A 17,711-nucleotide genomic window follows, 5' to 3' on the forward strand; every position below is an offset into this window, starting at 1 on the left:
CCGATCAGATCAGAAGACATCGGATCTGATCGGATTTGATCTGATCGGATTTGATCCGATCTCGACGGAAATGCCATCTGAGCTGCGGATATCGAATTCGGCTGAGATCCGATCAGATCCGAATTCGATCGGATTTCAGCGCCGCTCGAGACCATTGCGCGGCTCATCAAAGCCACTGGTGCACAACGTATTTAGGCCAATTCTGGACGAAATCAGATCAAGGCATTTCCTAAGAAAATCACCCTGGGAGGGACGAACTCCGTTCGCCACCCACCTCCCACCCAATGGGTCCGAAACGACGACAACGCCCGAGATCCGATCGACATCGGATCTCACCTGGCAATCGACTGGAGCCGCGCCATGACCACCCAACGGATTCGGATCACCGGGGACACCCCGGACGAACGGCTGCGCACCGTGGCCAGAGGGCGCAGCGCATCGGGCCGCGCTCCGAACGAGATTCCGACTGTCCCCACCCTGCGCGACCTTGCGCAGCCGACCGCCGTGGAGCTGGAGCGGCGGCGCATCGCGGAGACCTACGACCGATAGGCGGACCCAGGGCGACCGCCTATCGCCCTGGGGATACCGCAGCGATTTCCGAGAACAGAACGGAGTTCCATCATGCACACCCCCTACGCCCAACCGACCGCAGACGTTGGCGACTGGTTCATGCCATCCACCTGCCGCCAGTGTCCGGCCTCCGGATGCGGACCCATGTTCGACGCCATCGAGAACGACCCCATCGAGATCGTTTGGCGTGGCGGGAAAACGGTCCGCTGCACCTACCTGTGCCAGGTCTGCGGTTGCACCTGGACCGATCGTTGGCCGACCTGGGGACTGTTCGGCATCGAATTCGATACGGAGATCTGACATGCGCCTGACCAAGCCCAAGCGCATCACCGCAGGGCCGGAAGTGACCCCTGAGCCGACCCTCACCATCGCGCGGGCCGATCCGGTGACCAATGCCGAGACCGGACCCGTCCGGCCGGTGGAGGTGACGGTCACTCGGGGGCTGGTGGCTGCGCTGGACCCGGACGCAGCAGCACCACCACCGCGTCGACCCACTGACATCCGCGACCCACTGGCGCTGCGCCGCAACGAGATTCCGGAGTTCGATCCGGTCGGGCGTGTGGCTGCGATCCTGGGGGAGAAGTTTCTCCCCCGGCTGCGGGCCACCTTGTCGGCCGACGCCATCGGCGAACTGCTGGAGATCAGCGCTGACCTGGAACGGACCGCCAGGTCACTGCTCATGGAGCTGGAGCGCTGCGAACGGGCCGCCACACTGGCCGCTGAGCGATCCGAACGCCCTGGGACACACCCGAATACCCCCGACGCCATGAACGAGACGCTGCGGCAGCAGAGGGCCGAGGAGATCGCGAAGGCCGACGCCGAGCACCAGCACCTTGCCGAGCGTGTAGCCACCGCCCGGTCCGTCTGTGCTGTCGCCAGCCTGGAGTTGGATGTCCGGCCCGAGTACGACGGGAACGGAAACCGTGCAGATGCCTATCGGGTGGTCACCGCGGATTCCGATCACGCGCTGTTGCCCAGCGAATTCGATGCTGCCGCACGGGCCGCTGTGCCGACCTTCATTCGGAGTGGTACGCGGTTCTTCGTTCTCGCGGGTCCGGCCGACATGGATCGGATCGAACGGTGGTTGTCGCACAAGGGGATCGGGGGCGGCGCATGACCACCGACGACCAGCGCGCGCGGATGATTCGGGAGCAGGTTCGCATCTACACCGACATGTTGGCGGTATTCGAACCCAAGGCGGAGGCAGGGGACCGGAAAGCGCAGGCCCTGGTGAAGCGGATGCGCAAGAGCCTGGCACGGCTGGAGCCACACGTGGCCCACGGCCAGCAGGTAGCGGTGAATCCGCAGGTAGAGGAGTGATCCAATGACCAACGTTGATCCGGAAAAAACGCTGGTGGCCCAGGTGCGGCAACTGCGCGATGTGGAGGGGCTGAGCCTGACGGCCATCGCCAAGCGACTCGGGCGCGACAAGGGCGACCTGTCGCGGCTCGCGAAGGCGCACGGCATTCGGTTCGACGCCGCCAGCACGCGGGAGTTGACCGATGCGGCGATCGGGGGCGCGCGGCTGCGACGGGCGAAGATGGCCGCCGCCGCCCTTGAGATCGCCGAGGAACGGCTGAGCAAGGTCAAGGGGGCCGATGCCACCGAAGGCAAGAACCTGGCCTTGACGTTCGCGGTGCTGGTGGACAAGGCCATTGCTCTGGAGAGCCGCGAGAATGCCGAGCACACTGCGGCAGAGCACGCCGAACGGGTCGCGACGATGTTTCCGGGCATGGGGTTCTGACCGCCCATCTCGACAACCACGTCATCCCCGGATTGGGTCGAATGATCCGGGGATGACGCCCTTCTCGAGCTCGATCTCAGGGTGCGGTCGGCGGTTCGGTTTCATTCTCGATGCGCGCCCGGATGCCGTTCACCGACCGCTCGCGCGGGATGCGCTGCGGCCACAGGATCGCAGCCGTACCGACCACCAGAGGCAGCGCGAAGACCAGCACCCATCCGACCGTGAGCCACCCGCCGCTCACCGGGGGAGTTCCTTTCGGATCGGGGTGTCCCGCACGCTCACCGGCTCCACGTCTACGACGGTCACGCCCAGAGGCTCCAGGGCGGATACGTCGGCATCGAGTTCCTCGAGCTGAGTCAGGTAGTCGTCCATCTCCACGGGCCACCCGTCGCGGCCGACCACGAACCAATTCCCCTGTGTGTCCTGGAGGTAATGGACCTGAGCCTCCGTGTGCCGTATCTCGCCGTCCATCTCGCACCGCCTCCCTCTGGCCTTGGTACGCACCCGCCGCCGGGGAAGCCGAAGGGCACGGAATCGACCCGGCGGCGGGGCATTTCGAACGCTATGCGTGTCAAACCAGGCCGACCGGCTTACGGTGATTGCAGGGTGTTCACAAGGTGTTCGCAATGTGTAGACGGTCGCCATGCTCGCGGAAGGGGTGCGCGATGAACGACGCGCCCGTACAGGGGTCGGACCTCCGCGCCGCGCGGGAAGCGGCGGGGGTGGGGCTGCGGGAGTTCGCGCGCCGGACCCACTGGAGTGCGGCCTACATCTCCCAGGTGGAGCGCGGCCTACGCCCGGTGAATGCGGACATGGCCAAGGCGTACGCGGACGCGCTGGGCACCGACCCCGTACCGCCGCCGGGTGACCCCGTTCGCATCGCGCATGAGTGGTTGCTGGCAGACCCGCCGCCGGTCGAACACATGGCATCGGGGCGGCGCGTCGGGTCCAGCCTGGCCGATGAGATGGAACGGCGCGTGGTGGAGTTGCGCCGACTGGATGACGTGGTGGGCGGGACGACGCTGCACCCCGTCGTGCGGTGCGACCTGGACGCCGCGCGGGCGGTGGTGCGCGATGCCTCCCACACCCCTGAGACTCGCCGTCGTCTGCTGCGGGTGGTCGGCGAACTGTCGCAGCTGGGCGGGTGGGTCTACGCCGACGCCGGGCAGTATCAGCGGGCGCAAGGGGTGTACCTGGATGGCGTGACGGCCGCGACCGAAGCGGGAGACAGACCCCTTGCCGGGCAACTGTTCTCGACACTGAGTTACATGGTCGCCAACGTCGGAGACCCACACGACGCCGGACTCATGGCCCGCACGGCGCTGCGCGGTGCCTCTGCCGACGCGCCGCCGGTGGTGCGGGCCTTGCTCGGTGAGCGGGTGGCCTGGGCAGCGGCGAAGGCCAAGGACTCCGACGCCGCGCGGCGTGCCCTGGACCAGGTGGACGACGAATACGACCGCCGCCGACCGGGGGACACCGAACCGGACTGGACGTACTGGCTGAACCGCGACGAAATCGACGTGATGCGTGCACGGTGCGCGGTGGAGTTGGGGGACGCCGCGACGGCGGAGACCCTGCTCTCCCCAGTCGTGGAGCGGTACCCGGCAGAGCGTCGGCGTGAGGCTGCGCTGTACCGGTCCTGGCTGGCGGAGGCGTACGCGCGGGCCGGGGAGTTCGACGCCGCCCGCGCTGCCCTGGCGAAGGTCCCGGCCGACACCGGATCGGAGCGAGTGGAGAGGCGCGTGGCCGATGTGACGAGACTCTTGGTGTGAGCCCAGGGGCACCGCCGATTCGTGGCCTCACCGTGGACACAATTTGGAATCACCCCGGTTCATCTCATGTGATCTCCAGTGAGGTGTTTGCGCAGGTAGGGCATGAAAAAGCCCCCTGGTCAGGATCGTCCCGAGAGTTCAATCCTGACAGGGGGCTCGTGCACGAACGCCGGTCGAGACATCGACCGGCGTTCGTCGTATCCGGGGGTCCCGGCGCGTTCGCAGGAAACTCCCAGGGAAGGACCAGCGTTCTCGCGGGCGCGGCGCAGAATATGAGGCCATGACAGGTGTGCCTGCGCAAGGACGCGAACCCGAGGCCAGAGTGCTCGTCGTCGACGACGAGCCGATGATCGTCGAGTTGCTGTCCGTGAGCCTGCGGTATCAGGGCTTCGAGGTCGCCAGCGCCGCCAGCGGGACCGAAGGGCTGGACCGGGCCAAGACCTTCCGGCCCGACGCCATGATCATCGACGTGATGATGCCCGGCATGGACGGATTCGGGCTGCTGCGGCGGCTGCGGGCCGACGGGATCGACGCGCCCGTGCTGTTCCTGACCGCCCGCGACGACGTGGACGACAAGATCACCGGGCTGACGCTCGGGGCCGACGACTACGTCACCAAACCGTTCAGCCTCGAGGAAGTGGTGGCCCGGCTGCGGGTGATCCTGCGCCGCGCCGGACGGTCCGCTCCGGAGACCAAGTCGTCGCGGTTGCGGTTCGCCGATATCGAGCTCGACGACGACACCCATGAGGTGTGGAAGGCGGGCGAACCGGTCGCCCTGTCGCCCACCGAGTTCACGCTGCTGCGGTACTTCCTGGTCAACGCCGGCACCGTGCTGAGCAAGCCGCGGATCCTGGACCACGTGTGGCGCTACGACTTCGGCGGCGAGGTCGGCGTGGTCGAGACCTACGTGTCGTACCTGCGCAAGAAGGTCGACACCGGGCCCGATCGGCTCATCCACACACTGCGCGGGGTCGGATACGTGATGCGGGAGCCACGCGGTCGCACGGCGGCACAGTGAACGCGGCCGAGGCGGCTCGCGGACTGCGCGGCAAGATCACCGACCGGCTCGCCGCGGTCCCGCTGCGCACCACCCTGGTGCTGGCGCTGGTGTCGCTGGTCGGGTTCGGGCTGCTGGTCTCCGGGATCGCGGTCACCTCGCTCATGCGGAACGTGCTGGTCGAGCGCATCGACCGGCAGCTGTCCGACGCCGCCCACAGCTGGGCCGCGCCCGGCGCGCAACGACCCGAACCGCTGCCCACGGTGCGCGGGCGGGAACGGCCCCCGCACCTGTACTGGGTGCAGGTGCGCGACACGGCGGGACAGCCGACGCTGACCCTGACAGCCGGGGTGCAGGAGCCCGACGTGCCCGCCGACCTGGGCAACAAGCCCCGCACGGTCGGCTCGATCGGGGCCTCCGGTGAGGAATGGCGGGTGCTGCGGACCGTCAACGACCAAGGCACCAGCACCATCGCGCTGCGCATGGACGAGACGAACTCGCTGCTGGACAAGCTGATCGTGCTGCAACTGGTGATCGGCGCGCTGGTGCTGGCGGCGCTGGCCGCGGTGGCGCGCATGGTGATCCGGCGCAGTCTGCGGCCATTGCGGGAAGTCGAGGGCACGGCGGCCGCCATCGCGGGCGGCGACCTGCATCGGCGAGTTCCGGTGCGCGGCACCGACACCGAGGTCGATCACCTCTCACAGTCGCTGAACACCATGCTCACCCAGATCCAGCAGGCCTTCGCCGCCACCGAGGCGTCGGAGGAGGCGGCCCGCCGCTCCGAGGCCAAGATGCGGCAGTTCGTCGCCGACGCCAGCCACGAACTGCGCACCCCGCTCACCACCATCAAAGGCTTCTCCGAGCTGTACCGGCAGGGCGCGATCACCGAGCCGGACCTGCTCATGGACCGCATCGAACGCGAATCCAACCGGATGGGGCTGCTGGTCGAGGACCTGCTCATGCTGGCCCGGCTGGACGCGCAGCGGCCCGTCGAACGACGATCGGTGGATCTGCTCATGCTGGCCAGCGATGCCGTGCACGGGGCGCGCGCCCTGGCGGCGGCGCAGCATCCGGAAGGCCCGGAACGCAAGATCGACCTCGAAATCCGGCCCGGCCCCGGCACTCTGGAGATCCTCGGCGACGAGACGCGGCTCCGGCAGGTGCTGGCCAACCTGATCAACAACGCGCTCGTGCACACCCCGCCGGACGCGGAGGTGGCCGTGCGGCTCACACCCGCCGCGAGCGAGGTGCTGATCGAAGTGGCCGACACCGGGCCGGGACTGGCGGCCGAGCAGGCCGAGCGCGTGTTCGAGCGGTTCTATCGCACCGACGTGTCGCGCAGCCGGGTCAGCGGCGGGACGGGGCTGGGACTGTCGATCGTGCAGGCGCTCGTGGCGGCGCACGGGGGAGCGGTGTCGGTGACGAGCGCGCCGGGGGAGGGCACGACGTTCACCGTGCGGCTGCCGCGCGCGGAGACGTAATGGCGGGTGCGCGCTCCGGGCGCGCACCCGATCGGGTCACTCCGGGACGTTCGCGCCGTAGCCGAGATCGCGCAGCGCCTGCTTGATCATGGTCTGGGCCTCGTCCAGGGATTCGGGGCTGGGCCGCGGGTCGGCGCCGGAGATGTCGAAGTTGCCCATCGAGAAGGCCGGGAACACGTGCACGTGCAGGTGCGGCACCTCCAGTCCGGCGATGAGCAGGCCCGCGCGCGGGGCGTCCCAGGCGGCGCGCACGGCCTGGCCGATCTTCTGGGCGACACCGGTCAGGCGGGCCATGGTGCCCGGATCGACGTCCTGCCACTGGTCGATCTCCTTGCGCGGCACCACCAGGGTGTGCCCCTGCGTCACCGGGGCGATCGTGAGGAAGCCGACGAATTCGTCGTCCTCCCAGACGAACCGGCCCGGCAGCTGACCGTCCATGATTGCGGAGAAAACAGAAGCCATGCTCCATATATTGCCCTCCGCTTCGCTCCGGGCGGGTTCGGGGCGCTGGAGGTCTCGTTCTTCCCTCCCTCCGCTCCCCCGCTTCGCTCCTCCGCTCCGGTCAGTCCAGAACGAGACGCGCCCCGAACCTGTGGGCGGGTCTCGTGAACAGTTGCTGGACCGCTATCGGGTGGGTGGGCGCGGCCCCTTAAGCTGTTCGCCGTGCGCGTACTCGTCATCGGTTCCGGAGCCCGTGAACATGCCCTCGTCCTGGCACTGCGCAAGGACCCGGCGGTGACCGCGGTCTACGCGGCGCCCGGCAATGCCGGCATCGCCCAGCATGCCGAGGTGCGGGCGGTCGACGCCTCCTCCGGCGACGAGGTGGTGGCGCTGGCTCAGGAGCTGGCCGCCGACCTCGTGGTGGTCGGGCCCGAGGTGCCGCTGGTGCTCGGTGTGGCCGACGCGGTGCGCGCGGCCGGGATCCCGGTGTTCGGCCCGTCGGCCGCCGCCGCGCGGATCGAAGGCTCGAAGGCGTTCGCCAAGGACGTGATGAACGCGGCCGGCGTGCGGACCGCGCACAGCGAGATCGTGGATCACCCGGGCGAATTGGATGCGGCGCTGGACCGTTTCGGCCCGACCTGGGTGGTCAAGGACGACGGGCTGGCCGCGGGCAAGGGCGTCGTGGTGACCCCGGACCGTTCGGTCGCCCGTGAGCATGGCGCCGAACTGCTCGAGCAGGGCCACCCGGTGCTGCTGGAGTCGTTCCTCGACGGCCCCGAGGTGTCGCTGTTCTGTCTGGTCGACGGTGAGACCGTGGTGCCGCTGCTGCCCGCCCAGGACCACAAGCGGGTCGGCGACGGCGACACCGGCCCCAACACCGGCGGCATGGGCGCGTACACGCCGCTGCCGTGGCTGCCCGAAGCCACCCTGCAGGCCATCGTCGACGACGTGGTCAAGCCTGTCGCCGCCGAGATGGTGAAGCGCGGAGTGCCGTTCAGCGGCCTGCTCTACGCCGGCCTCGCCATCGGCCAGAACGGCCCCGCCGTGGTCGAATTCAACTGCCGCTTCGGAGATCCCGAGACCCAGGCGGTGCTGGCCATGCTGGACAGCCCGCTCGGTGAACTCCTGCACGCCACCGCCACCGGCACCCTCGACCAGGTCGCCGCGCCGCGCTGGAAGGACGGCGCGGCCGTCACCGTGGTGCTGGCCGCCGAGAACTACCCGGCCCGCCCGCGCAGCGGCGACGTCATCACCGGCGCCGAATCCACCGGCACCGGAGTCGAATCCGAGGTGCTGCACGCCGGTACCGCGCAGCGTGAGGACGGCGCGCTGGTGTCCGCGGGCGGCCGCGTGCTGGCCATCGTCGGCCAAGGCGCCGACCTGGTCGAGGCCCGCAAGAACGCCTACGAGCGCCTCGCCGGAATCAAGCTGCCGGGCGGCCACTTCCGCACCGACATCGCGCTGGCCGCCACCGAGGGCCGCATCACGGTGCCGACCGCGAACTGAATCCCGCTCGCCGCGGCCGACTCTCGTGCCGTGACTGACGAAAGAACGCCCGCCCGAACCCGGTTCGGTCGGGCGTTCTCGTATTCGGCTGGAGCCCAGCCATATTCCGTGCCTCGGGCCTGTATATCAGCCGAGGACGATGCCGCGTTGGGCGAGCCAGGGTTGGGGGTCGACGTGCTGGCCGTTGATGACGATCTCGAAATGCAGGTGGGGGCCTGTGGAGTCGCCGCGGTTGCCGATGCGGGCGATCTGCATGCCCGCCGGGACGCGTTCGCCGACGGAGACCGAGAAGTCGTACATGTGGCCGTAGATCGAGATGGCGCCGTCGTCGTGGCGGATGCGCACCCAGAGGCCGAAGCCCTGGGCCGGGCCCGCGTCGATGACCGTGCCCGCCGCGACCGCGTAGATCGGTGAACCCAGCGGGGCGGCGATATCGATGCCCGCGTGGAAAGTGCCCCAGCGCGCGCCGAATCCGGAGGTGAACAGGCCCTTCGCGGGCAGCGCGAAACCGCCGACCCCCGGGAGCACGAATCCCGGCGGCAGAGTCGCGTCCGGAGACGGGGTCAGCCAGGGCTGCGGCTGACCGGCCACGGCCGCGGCCGCCTCGGCCTTGGCGCGTTCCAGGGTCGCCGCCGCGGCCGCCGAGACCACGGCCTGCTCGCGCAGGTGTTCACCATTGTTGATGGCGTCCATGTACCGCTTCGACGATTCCCGCGTGGCCTGGATCTGCAACGGATACTGCACCGGAATGCGCACCGCCACACCGGGACTCACCGCGGCGTCGGTGGGGATCAACCCCAGCGCCCCATCCGCGCTCGCGAACACGAGTACCGCCGTCATCCCCCCGATCAGCACCCGATGCTGAATACTCCACGCCCGCACCACCGGCCACTGCCGCCGTGCCTCGGCCCGCCCCCGCTGCCCCAACTCGACAGCTTCGCCCCAGGAGCGTGGCCGCCGCGACCACAACTCGACGGCCCGCGCTCGCACGATCGGCGCGAACACCCGCAGATACGCGATCACCCGCTCGACGAGCTGAACCACCCACAGCCCGGCCCGCTTCGAAGCCTTACGGACCGGCGACGGTCTTTCACCGCCCGGCAGTGACCGCAGCCCGGGGGTGTATGTCTCGGTGGCCGGAAAGCGGCCACGCTGCCCACCCCGGTCCACGTCCGTGTTCGGTGGCTCGCCGCTCTCGGTTGCGGGCCGAAGGTCGGTGGTGGCCTCGGCGCGCCGGAGCATGCGGCGCATCGCGGCCCCCGCCCGGAGTGGCTGACGGCCGCGGCCTTCCGAGGATTCGTCCGGTGCGGGTGAGGTGGGCTGGGGTGGGGTGGTGTCCGGGGTGTTCCCGGTGGTTGCTGGTCCCCCCTGCACAGCGGCCTCCTCAGGCATTCGCACGACCGTTCCCGGACAGCCGGGGGAGCGGGTGCTCTACCGTCTGTCGGGTGCGTATCGAATCTCGCCGGTCGACCATTCCACCTTTTTACGTGATGGACGTCTGGAAAGCAGCAGCTGAACGGGCTCGGACCCATGGCGACGTGCTGGTGCTGGCCGCGGGGCAGCCTTCCACGCCCGCTCCGGAGGCGGTTTTGCGGGCCACCAAACAGGCCATGGATTCCGAATTGCTGGGTTATACCGAGACATTCGGGGTTCTGGCGTTGCGGGAGGCCATCGCCGAGCACCATCGGAGCACCTACGGGGTGCGGGTGGAGGCGGACGATGTCGTGGTCACGACCGGGTCGTCCGGTGCGTTCACGCTGCTGTTCCTGGCCGCGTTCGATGCCGGGGACACCGTGGTGGTGGCCCGGCCGGGGTATCCGGCCTACCGGAACACGCTGACCGCGCTGGGCTGTGACGTGGTGGAGCTGGACTGCGGTCCGGAGACCCGGTTCCAGCCGACCGTGGCCATGCTGGAGGCGCTGCCCGAGCCGCCCGCGGGGTTGATCGTGGCCAGCCCGGCCAATCCGACCGGCACCATGATCGCGCCGGAGGAGCTGGCGGCGCTGGCCCGCTGGTGCGACGAGCACGGGACGCTGCTCATCTCGGACGAGATCTATCACGGCATCGTCTACGACGACACGGAACCGACCTCCTCCGCGTGGGAGACCTCGCGTGAGTCCGTCGTGATCGGCTCGGTGTCGAAGTACTTCTCGATGACGGGTTGGCGGCTGGGCTGGATGCTGGTGCCGCAGTCACTGCGTCCGGCGTTGCAACGGCTCGCCTCGAACATGACCGTATGCCCTCCAGCTATTTCTCAGTTTGCGGCGGTGCATGCGTTCGGTCCGGAAGCCAAAGCCGAACTGGACGGTCATGTGAAACGCTATGCGGCAAATCGCCAGCTGCTGCTGACGCGCCTGCCGAAGCTCGGAATCACCGACCTGGCCCCCGCCGACGGCGCGTTCTATGTTTACGCGGATATCGCGCACCTGACCGATGATTCGATGCGCTGGTGCACCGAGGTGCTCGACGCGACGGGTGTGGCACTCGCCCCCGGCATCGACTTCGACACCCGCCACGGCCATCACACCGTTCGCTTCTCGTTCGCCGGAGCCGCCGCCGACATCGAAGAGGCACTGGACCGGTTGGAACGGTATTTGGCCTGATCTGCCAAGAGGATTGAGCGCGGTGGGCAAAATGAACACAGCGCCGCTGATGACTGGCACGATTGCACCGTGACCACTGCGACGACTCCGAAAGGCGAACGGCGTCGCCATGCACTGGTTTGTGCCGCCGCCGAGCTACTGCTCGAGGGTGGCTTCGAGGCGGTCCGGCACCGCTCGGTGGCGACCCGGGCGGATCTGCCGCTCGCGTCGACCACCTACTACTTCGAATCGCTGGAGGATCTGATCGCGCGGGCGGTCGAATTCTCCGGCACCGCCGAACTCGAGGCCATGCGCCGCCGGGTCGGCGAGGTGACGCATCGCCGCCGCGGCGCGGAGGCGACGGTCGAACTGGTGCTGGACCTGTTGGTGGGCCCCGAGATTCAGGACGAGGACGCGCGCGGCCAGTTGATCGCCCGCTACGAACGTTCCGTCGCCTCGGCCCGCCACCCCGAACTACGGGAGGTCCAGCTGCGACTACGCGCCCAGCTGGACGAACTGCTGACCGATGTCCTGCGTCGGTCCGACCGGGTGGTCCGCCCGGAACAGACCCGCCGTCTGGTGGCGGTAGTCGATGGGGCGGTGGTGACCGCGCTCGGTGAGTTCGACCCCCAACCCCGCCGCATGGCACGCGGGGCGCTCTTGGAGATCATCGACATCGTCGCCCCACCGGCTTAACCCGCAGCACACAGCCGGTAAACTGGCACAACGTGAGTCTTGTGCCGAACGTCCTCGCCACCCGTTACGCCAGCCCCGAGCTGGTTCACCTCTGGTCGCCCGAGAACAAGATCGTGCTCGAGCGGCGGCTGTGGCTCGAGGTTCTCCGGGCGCAGGCCGAGCTGGGGATCGATGTTCCGGCCGGTGTCGTCGAGGACTACGAGCGGGTCATCGATCAGGTCGATCTGAAGTCCATCGCCGAGCGCGAACGGGTCACCCGCCACGACGTGAAGGCGCGGATCGAGGAGTTCAACGCGCTCGCCGGGCACGAGCACGTGCACAAGGGCATGACCTCCCGCGACCTCACCGAGAATGTGGAGCAGCTGCAGATCCGGCTCTCGCTGCAGCACGTGTACCGCCACGGCGTGGCCATCGCGGCGCGGCTGGCCGAGCGCGCTGCCCAGTACCAGACCCTGGTGATGGCGGGCCGCTCGCACAACGTGGCCGCGCAGGCCACCACCCTCGGCAAGCGATTCGCTTCCGCCGCAGACGAATTGCTCATCGCGCTGACCCGGCTGCGGGAGCTCATCGACCGCTACCCGCTGCGCGGCATCAAGGGCCCGATGGGCACCGCCCAGGACATGCTGGACCTGCTCGGCGGAGACCCGGCCAAGCTGGCGCAGCTGGAGCAGAAGGTGTCCAAGCACCTGGGCTTCGCGAACGTCTTCACCAGCGTCGGCCAGATCTACCCGCGCTCGCTGGACCACGACGTGATCTCCGCGCTGGTGCAGGTGGGCGCGGGCCCGTCCTCGTTCGCGCACACCATTCGCCTGATGGCGGGCCACGAGCTGGTCACCGAGGGCTTCCAGCCCGGCCAGGTCGGCTCCTCGGCCATGCCGCACAAGATGAACACCCGCTCCTGCGAGCGCGTCAACGGCCTGCAGGTGGTGCTGCGCGGCTACGGCTCGATGGCCGCCGAACTGGCGGGCGCGCAGTGGAACGAGGGCGACGTGTTCTGCTCGGTGGTGCGCCGCGTCGCGCTGCCGGACGCCTTCTTCGCCATCGACGGCATGATGGAGACCTTCCTGACCGTGCTGGCCGAATTCGGCGCCTACCCGGCCGTGGTGGACCGCGAGCTCAACCGCTACCTGCCGTTCCTGGCCACCACCCGCATCCTGATGGCGGCGGTGCGCGCTGGCGTGGGCCGCGAGACCGCGCACGAGGTCATCAAGGAGCACGCGGTGGCGGTGGCGCTGGCCATGCGTGAGCAGGGCCGCGAGCCCGATCTGCTGGACCGGCTGGCCGCCGACGACCGGATGCCGCTGGACCGCGCCGCCCTGGACGCGGCGCTGGCCGACCGGTCCGCCTTCATCGGCGCGGCCGAGGCGCAGACCGCCGAGGTGATCGCCCAGGTGCAGAAGCTGGTGGACGCCGACCCGGAGGCGGCGCGCTACACCCCCTCGCCGATTCTGTAGGGGTACAACAACTCTCGCCCCCGGTTCCGGTATGGAGCCGGGGGCGAGCGCATGTCCGGGGTGGTCGGGGGATCCGTTTGCCCGGTGGTCGGGGGAGCCGAGGCGGGTGGCGGCACGCTCTCTAGGCTGCGGACATGAATCCTTACACGATCTTCGCCGATATCGTCGCCGGCCGGGCCCCGTCCTCGACGGTGTACGAGGACGAGGATTGCCTGGCGTTCATGGACATTCGGCCGGTGACGCCGGGCCATGTGCTGGTGATTCCGAAGGTGCCGGCGCGGAGTCTGGCGGAGCTGGATCCGGCGATGGGCGGCAAGTTGTTCCAGGTGGGGCAGCGGATCGCGGCGGGTCTGCGGGAGTCCGAGGTGGGCTGCGACGGCGTGAATTTCTTCCTGGCCGACGGGGTGACGGCGGGTCAGGAGGTGTTCCACGTGCATCTGCACGTGATTCCGCGCACTCCGGGGGACGGTTTCGGGTTGCGGGCGCGCCCGACGTCCCCGGCGCGCGCGGACCTGGATTATCTGGCGGGATCTATCAAGGGGGCGCTGGCTCGAATCGCCGCGAGTTCATAGCGGCAGTGCATTACCATATCCGAACCGTCTGGTTTGCCAAGGACACGCCATAACCGCATTCCCCGACGTCACGCGAGTTTCTCGAGTTACGTTGGATTGCGATTGTGGTGGGCTGATGGAGGTGGGGAATGCGCAGAAGAGCCGTTGCCGCAGCTGTTTTGGCAATTGCCGCAGGCTTGCTCTATCCGGCGGCCGCGCCACCGACCATCGCCCGCGCCGCCGAGGTGGTCCGGGTCGACGAGCTGAGCCCCACCCGTTCGGCGCTGTTCATCGACTCCGTGGCAATGGGCCGCACGATCCAGGTGCAGGTGCTGCATCCGTCCGGCGGCGGCGAGCGTCCCACCTACTACCTCCTCGACGGCCTCGATCCAGGCGCCGTCCAGAGCACCTGGACCAATGCCACCGACGCGGAGCCGTTCTTCCAGGGCAAGAACGTGAACGTGGTGCTGCCGATGGGCGGCCAGGCCAGCTACTACACCGACTGGGTGTCCGACGATCCGCGCTTCGGCCGCTACAAGTGGGAAACCTTTCTGACGCAGGAACTTCCGCCGATCATCGACGGGTATTTCGCCGGTAACGGCGTGAATGCCATCGGCGGCCTGTCCATGGGCGGGATCGCGGCGTTCGTGCTGGCGGTGCGGCATCCGGAGATGTATCGGGCGGTGGCGGGCTACAGCGCCTGCCCGGACACCACCATCGCGCAGGGCGCCATGATGTTCTCGGTGGCCAATCGCGGCGGGAATCCGCTGAACATGTGGGGCGCGCCTGGCGGTCCGGTCTGGACCGACCACAATCCGGCGGTGCTGACCGAGGCGTTGCGCGGCAAGACCATCTTCCTGTCCACCGGCACCGGCCTGCCCGGTCCGCACGAGCTGGAGATCAAGCCGCAGTTGCCGGAGAACATCTTCTTCGGCGGTCCCATCGAATTAGGGGTGGACGCCTGTGTCACCGCGTTCGAACAGCGGTTGCGTTCGTTGAACATTCCGGCGCGGGTGGAACATTCACCGGTGGGCACGCATTCGTGGTCGTACTGGCAGGACACGCTGCACAATTCCTGGCCGACCATCAGCGGGGCGATAGGGGCCTGAACAATTTCCCTGCCCGGGATCGAACGGCGTTGTGCCCGGCTCGCTTCGAGCCGGGCACGGTCGAATCAGGCTCCGGGCCGGTTGAATTCGCCGTCCTTGGCGCCGGCGACGAAGGCCTCCCACTCGCCGGGAGTGAAGATCAGCACCGGACCGTCCGGAGTCCGGGAATCCCGTAATCCGATGTTCCCGCTGGCCAGGAAGGCGATCTCGACGCCGTCGGCGCTGTCGTCCCCGCGCCGCCACACCACGTCGGCTTCGATCACGCGGTTCTTCGCTTCCACTGTCGCCTCCCCTGTGCGCAGACCAGCAGGACTGGTCGGTGATGTAGATCGCACTCATCATGCCAGTGTTTGTGAAGGGTTCGGATCGGATATTCCATCTTCTGTCAGCGGAAGGAGGTATGTGGTGCGCACGCCATGGTCCCCGCAACGCGCAGCCCCGGTCTCCGACAGCTGTGCGGTGGTTCCCGAGCGGTTCTCGGTGGAATTGGCCCACAGCATCCTGCGGATCCACCGAAGTTGCCCCACCGATCAATGCGCTCGCCGGAAGGCGGCCGTTTTCTACCTGTACGAGCAGCGCGTGACGGCCCTGCCGAGGCAGCGCCGCGCCCGTTGACCCCCACCGCGGGGGTTCCCCACTAAGTTGGTCCCATGGCTTTGGACAGTGGGAGCACGACGTCAATCAGCGGCGCGGTGGTGGCGCCGATCGCCAAGCGGGTGCCGACGGAGCGCGTGCACCACGGGGACGTCGTCATCGAAGAGTACGAGTGGCTGCGGGACAAGGAGAACCCCGAGGTCATCGCGTATCTGGAGGCGGAGAACGCCTACACCGAGGCGCAGACCGCCGAGCTGGGCCCGCTCCGGGAGAAGATCTTCGAGGAGATCAAGGGGCGGACCCAGGAGACCGACCTGTCGCTGCCCACCCGCATGGGCGACTACTGGTACTACTCGCGCACCTTCGAGGGCAAGCAGCACGGTGTGCACTGCCGCTGCCCGATCGCCGACTCGGACGACTGGACCCCGCCCAAGCTGGAGGCCGACGTCGAGATCCCGGGCGAGGAGATCGTGCTCGACTCCAACGAGCTGGCCGAGGGCCACGACTTCTTCGCGCTCGGCGCGTACTCGCTGAGCCACGCCGGTGACATGCTCGCCTACTCGGCCGACACCCTCGGCAACGAGCGGTACACGCTGCGCATCAAGAACCTGCGCACCGGTGAGCTGCTGGCCGACGAGATCCCGAACATCGCACCCGGCGCGACCTGGTCGCTGGACGGCACCCACGTCTTCTATCAGACCCTCGACGACTCCTGGCGGCCCGACAGCGTGTGGCGGCACCGGCTGGGCACCGAGCAGTCCGCCGACGTCCGGGTCTTCCACGAGCCGGACGAGAGCTTCTGGGTCAGCATCGGCGCCACCCGCTCGGAGCAGTTCCTGGTCATCATGACCGGTTCCAAGATCACCACCGAGAACTGGATCCTGGAGGCGGACAACCCCGAGGGCGAGTTCCGGGTGCTCATCCCGCGCCGCGAGGGCGTGGAGTACTCGGCCGAGCACGCCGTCATCGGCGGCGAGGACAAGCTGCTCATCCTGCACAACGACGTGGTGGACGGCGCGAAGGCGGTCAACTTCGTGCTGGCCGAGGCCCCGCTGGCCGATCCCGCCGCCATGAAGATCCTGATCCCGCACCGCGACGACGTGCGGCTCGAGGACATCGACGCCTTCGCCGACAAGCTGGTGCTGAGCTACCGCCGCGAGGCGCTGCCCCGGGTCGCGGTGTGGCCGCTGACCGCCGACGGTTACGGCGAGCTGAAGGACATCGACTTCGACCTGGCCCTGTTCTCGGCCGGGCTGAGCGCGAACCCGGAGTGGGAGCAGCCCATGCTGCGCATCGGGCTCACCTCCTTCATCACCCCGACCCAGGTCTTCGACTACGTGCCCGAGACCGGTGAGCTGCTGCTGCGCAAGGAGCAGGTGGTGCTCGGCGGCTACGACGCCGACGAGTATGTGCAGCACCGGGATTGGGCGGTGGCAGCGGACGGCACCCGGGTGCCGATCTCGCTGGTGATGCGGAAGGACGCGGTCGCGGAGCCGAAGCCGTTGCTGCTCTACGGGTACGGCTCCTACGAAGCGGCCATCGACCCGTACTTCTCGGTGGCGCGGCTGTCGCTGCTGGACCGCGGCATGGTGTTCGCGGTGGCGCACGTGCGCGGCGGCGGTGAGATGGGCCGGCTCTGGTACGAGCACGGCAAGACCCTCACCAAGAAGAACACCTTCACCGACTTCGTTTCCGTCGCACGGCATCTGGTGGATTCCGGGGTGACCGGGCCGGACCGCATGGTGGCCGACGGCGGCAGTGCGGGCGGCCTGCTCATGGGCGCGGTGGCGAACCTCGCCCCCGAACTGTTCGCGGGCATCCTGTCCAACGTGCCGTTCGTGGACCCGCTGACCTCCATCCTCGACCCCTCCCTGCCGCTCACCGTCACCGAGTGGGACGAGTGGGGAAACCCGTTGGAGGACAAGGAAGTCTACGAGTACATGAAGTCCTACTCGCCGTACGAGAACGTCACGGCCCAGGACTACCCGGCGATCCTCGCCATCACCGGTCTCAACGACACCCGCGTGCTCTACGTCGAGCCCGCCAAGTGGGTGGCCAAGCTCCGCGCCACCAAGACCGGCGACTCGCAGCTGCTGCTGAAGACCGAGATGAGCGCCGGCCACGGCGGCGTCAGCGGCCGCTACGAGAAGTGGAAGGAAGTCGCCTTCGAGTTCGCCTGGGTGCTGGACACCGTGGGCGCGAGCGGCGCGTAGG

At 68.5% G+C, this 17,711-nt stretch carries 20 protein-coding genes; 15 read left to right on the forward strand and 5 right to left on the reverse strand.

Going from position 1 to position 17,711, the window contains the following annotated elements; genetic code table 11:
- Positions 1–360: 360 nt before the first annotated feature.
- The 5 genes from ACQP06_RS03000 to ACQP06_RS03020 all read left to right on the forward strand — a co-directional run bounded on the left by ACQP06_RS03000 (position 361) and on the right by ACQP06_RS03020 (position 2,314).
- Complete coding sequence (locus ACQP06_RS03000; RefSeq protein ID WP_433670304.1) at positions 361–549, forward strand: hypothetical protein; 189 nt, start codon at positions 361–363, stop codon at positions 547–549.
- Positions 550–714: 165 nt separating this feature from the next.
- Complete coding sequence (locus tag ACQP06_RS03005) at positions 715–870, forward strand: hypothetical protein (protein WP_433670305.1); 156 nt, start codon at positions 715–717, stop codon at positions 868–870.
- Position 871: 1 nt separating this feature from the next.
- The gene (locus ACQP06_RS03010) at positions 872–1,687 is read left to right on the forward strand and encodes a hypothetical protein (protein ID WP_433670306.1); all 816 of its coding nucleotides are present in this window, start codon (positions 872–874) and stop codon (positions 1,685–1,687) included.
- Complete coding sequence (locus ACQP06_RS03015; RefSeq protein WP_433670308.1) at positions 1,684–1,890, forward strand: hypothetical protein; 207 nt, start codon at positions 1,684–1,686, stop codon at positions 1,888–1,890. The genes ACQP06_RS03010 and ACQP06_RS03015 overlap by 4 nt, the downstream gene beginning before the upstream one ends.
- 4 nt (positions 1,891–1,894) lie before the next feature.
- Positions 1,895–2,314 (forward strand): hypothetical protein, encoded by a 420-nt coding sequence (locus tag ACQP06_RS03020; protein WP_433670309.1) that lies wholly within the window; start codon positions 1,895–1,897, stop codon positions 2,312–2,314.
- Between the two features lie 76 nt (positions 2,315–2,390).
- On the opposite strand, the gene ACQP06_RS03025 is transcribed toward ACQP06_RS03020, so the two are convergent.
- Both ACQP06_RS03025 and ACQP06_RS03030 read right to left on the reverse strand, forming a co-directional pair.
- Positions 2,391–2,555, reverse strand: a complete 165-nt coding sequence (locus ACQP06_RS03025; protein WP_433670311.1) for a hypothetical protein — start codon at positions 2,553–2,555, stop codon at positions 2,391–2,393.
- Positions 2,552–2,785, reverse strand: a complete 234-nt coding sequence (locus ACQP06_RS03030) for a hypothetical protein (RefSeq protein ID WP_433670313.1) — start codon at positions 2,783–2,785, stop codon at positions 2,552–2,554. The genes ACQP06_RS03025 and ACQP06_RS03030 overlap by 4 nt, the downstream gene beginning before the upstream one ends.
- A 155-nt stretch (positions 2,786–2,940) precedes the next feature.
- On the opposite strand from ACQP06_RS03030, the gene ACQP06_RS03035 reads away from it, so the two are divergent.
- The 3 genes from ACQP06_RS03035 to ACQP06_RS03045 all read left to right on the forward strand — a co-directional run bounded on the left by ACQP06_RS03035 (position 2,941) and on the right by ACQP06_RS03045 (position 6,564).
- Positions 2,941–4,086, forward strand: a complete 1,146-nt coding sequence (locus ACQP06_RS03035; protein ID WP_433670315.1) for a helix-turn-helix domain-containing protein — start codon at positions 2,941–2,943, stop codon at positions 4,084–4,086.
- Between the two features lie 280 nt (positions 4,087–4,366).
- Entirely contained in the window at positions 4,367–5,104 is a 738-nt protein-coding gene (locus ACQP06_RS03040; RefSeq protein WP_357282717.1) for a response regulator transcription factor, read from the forward strand.
- Positions 5,101–6,564 (forward strand): sensor histidine kinase, encoded by a 1,464-nt coding sequence (locus tag ACQP06_RS03045; protein ID WP_433670316.1) that lies wholly within the window; start codon positions 5,101–5,103, stop codon positions 6,562–6,564. The genes ACQP06_RS03040 and ACQP06_RS03045 overlap by 4 nt, the downstream gene beginning before the upstream one ends.
- Positions 6,565–6,600: 36 nt before the next feature.
- Here the strand turns inward: ACQP06_RS03045 and ACQP06_RS03050 are convergent, their stop codons facing one another.
- Complete coding sequence (locus tag ACQP06_RS03050; protein ID WP_433670318.1) at positions 6,601–7,026, reverse strand: HIT family protein; 426 nt, start codon at positions 7,024–7,026, stop codon at positions 6,601–6,603.
- 201 nt (positions 7,027–7,227) lie between these two features.
- On the opposite strand from ACQP06_RS03050, the gene purD reads away from it, so the two are divergent.
- Positions 7,228–8,511, forward strand: a complete 1,284-nt coding sequence (gene purD / locus ACQP06_RS03055; protein WP_357089695.1) for a phosphoribosylamine--glycine ligase — start codon at positions 7,228–7,230, stop codon at positions 8,509–8,511.
- A 126-nt stretch (positions 8,512–8,637) separates the two neighbouring features.
- Here the strand turns inward: purD and ACQP06_RS03060 are convergent, their stop codons facing one another.
- Positions 8,638–9,624, reverse strand: a complete 987-nt coding sequence (locus ACQP06_RS03060) for a M23 family metallopeptidase (protein WP_433673223.1) — start codon at positions 9,622–9,624, stop codon at positions 8,638–8,640.
- A 332-nt stretch (positions 9,625–9,956) separates the two neighbouring features.
- On the opposite strand from ACQP06_RS03060, the gene ACQP06_RS03065 reads away from it, so the two are divergent.
- The 5 genes from ACQP06_RS03065 (at position 9,957) to ACQP06_RS03085 (ending at position 14,903) form a co-directional block, all read left to right on the forward strand.
- Positions 9,957–11,114 (forward strand): pyridoxal phosphate-dependent aminotransferase, encoded by a 1,158-nt coding sequence (locus ACQP06_RS03065; protein ID WP_433670319.1) that lies wholly within the window; start codon positions 9,957–9,959, stop codon positions 11,112–11,114.
- A 69-nt stretch (positions 11,115–11,183) separates the two neighbouring features.
- A complete protein-coding gene (locus ACQP06_RS03070; protein WP_357089689.1) occupies positions 11,184–11,789 on the forward strand; it encodes a TetR/AcrR family transcriptional regulator in 606 nt (201 codons plus the stop codon).
- A 32-nt stretch (positions 11,790–11,821) separates the two neighbouring features.
- On the forward strand, positions 11,822–13,243 hold the full coding sequence (purB, locus tag ACQP06_RS03075; RefSeq protein ID WP_379276342.1) for an adenylosuccinate lyase: 1,422 nt from the start codon (positions 11,822–11,824) through the stop codon (positions 13,241–13,243).
- Positions 13,244–13,377: 134 nt separating this feature from the next.
- Positions 13,378–13,815 carry an HIT family protein gene (locus ACQP06_RS03080; RefSeq protein WP_433670321.1) on the forward strand — a complete coding sequence of 146 codons (438 nt, stop codon included), beginning with the start codon at positions 13,378–13,380 and terminating at the stop codon, positions 13,813–13,815.
- 128 nt (positions 13,816–13,943) lie between these two features.
- Positions 13,944–14,903, forward strand: coding sequence for an alpha/beta hydrolase (locus tag ACQP06_RS03085; RefSeq protein ID WP_433670323.1), 960 nt, complete (start codon positions 13,944–13,946; stop codon positions 14,901–14,903).
- A 65-nt stretch (positions 14,904–14,968) separates the two neighbouring features.
- On the opposite strand, the gene ACQP06_RS03090 is transcribed toward ACQP06_RS03085, so the two are convergent.
- Entirely contained in the window at positions 14,969–15,184 is a 216-nt protein-coding gene (locus ACQP06_RS03090) for a DUF397 domain-containing protein (RefSeq protein WP_433670324.1), read from the reverse strand.
- Between the two features lie 369 nt (positions 15,185–15,553).
- Here ACQP06_RS03090 and ACQP06_RS03095 point away from each other — a divergent pair, with 369 nt between their 5' ends.
- On the forward strand, positions 15,554–17,710 hold the full coding sequence (locus tag ACQP06_RS03095; protein ID WP_433670326.1) for a S9 family peptidase: 2,157 nt from the start codon (positions 15,554–15,556) through the stop codon (positions 17,708–17,710).
- Position 17,711 lies beyond the last annotated feature (1 nt).

The organism is Nocardia sp. CA-136227, assembly GCF_050955695.1.
Taxonomy (GTDB): domain Bacteria; phylum Actinomycetota; class Actinomycetes; order Mycobacteriales; family Mycobacteriaceae; genus Nocardia.

Bases quoted from the DNA above. Each gene is read 5' to 3' on its own strand.
- ACQP06_RS03020 (WP_433670309.1), top strand. From the start codon at position 1,895: ATGACCAACGTTGATCCGGAAAAAACGCTGGTGGCCCAGGTGCGGCAA.
- ACQP06_RS03000 (WP_433670304.1), top strand. From the start codon at position 361: ATGACCACCCAACGGATTCGGATCACCGGGGACACCCCGGACGAACGG.
- ACQP06_RS03050 (WP_433670318.1), bottom strand. From the start codon at position 7,026: ATGGCTTCTGTTTTCTCCGCAATCATGGACGGTCAGCTGCCGGGCCGG.
- ACQP06_RS03005 (WP_433670305.1), top strand. From the start codon at position 715: ATGTTCGACGCCATCGAGAACGACCCCATCGAGATCGTTTGGCGTGGC.
- ACQP06_RS03080 (WP_433670321.1), top strand. From the start codon at position 13,378: ATGAATCCTTACACGATCTTCGCCGATATCGTCGCCGGCCGGGCCCCG.
- ACQP06_RS03035 (WP_433670315.1), top strand. From the start codon at position 2,941: ATGTGTAGACGGTCGCCATGCTCGCGGAAGGGGTGCGCGATGAACGAC.
- ACQP06_RS03095 (WP_433670326.1), top strand. From the start codon at position 15,554: ATGGCTTTGGACAGTGGGAGCACGACGTCAATCAGCGGCGCGGTGGTG.
- ACQP06_RS03030 (WP_433670313.1), bottom strand. From the start codon at position 2,785: ATGGACGGCGAGATACGGCACACGGAGGCTCAGGTCCATTACCTCCAG.
- ACQP06_RS03040 (WP_357282717.1), top strand. From the start codon at position 4,367: ATGACAGGTGTGCCTGCGCAAGGACGCGAACCCGAGGCCAGAGTGCTC.
- ACQP06_RS03085 (WP_433670323.1), top strand. From the start codon at position 13,944: ATGCGCAGAAGAGCCGTTGCCGCAGCTGTTTTGGCAATTGCCGCAGGC.
- ACQP06_RS03010 (WP_433670306.1), top strand. From the start codon at position 872: ATGCGCCTGACCAAGCCCAAGCGCATCACCGCAGGGCCGGAAGTGACC.
- ACQP06_RS03015 (WP_433670308.1), top strand. From the start codon at position 1,684: ATGACCACCGACGACCAGCGCGCGCGGATGATTCGGGAGCAGGTTCGC.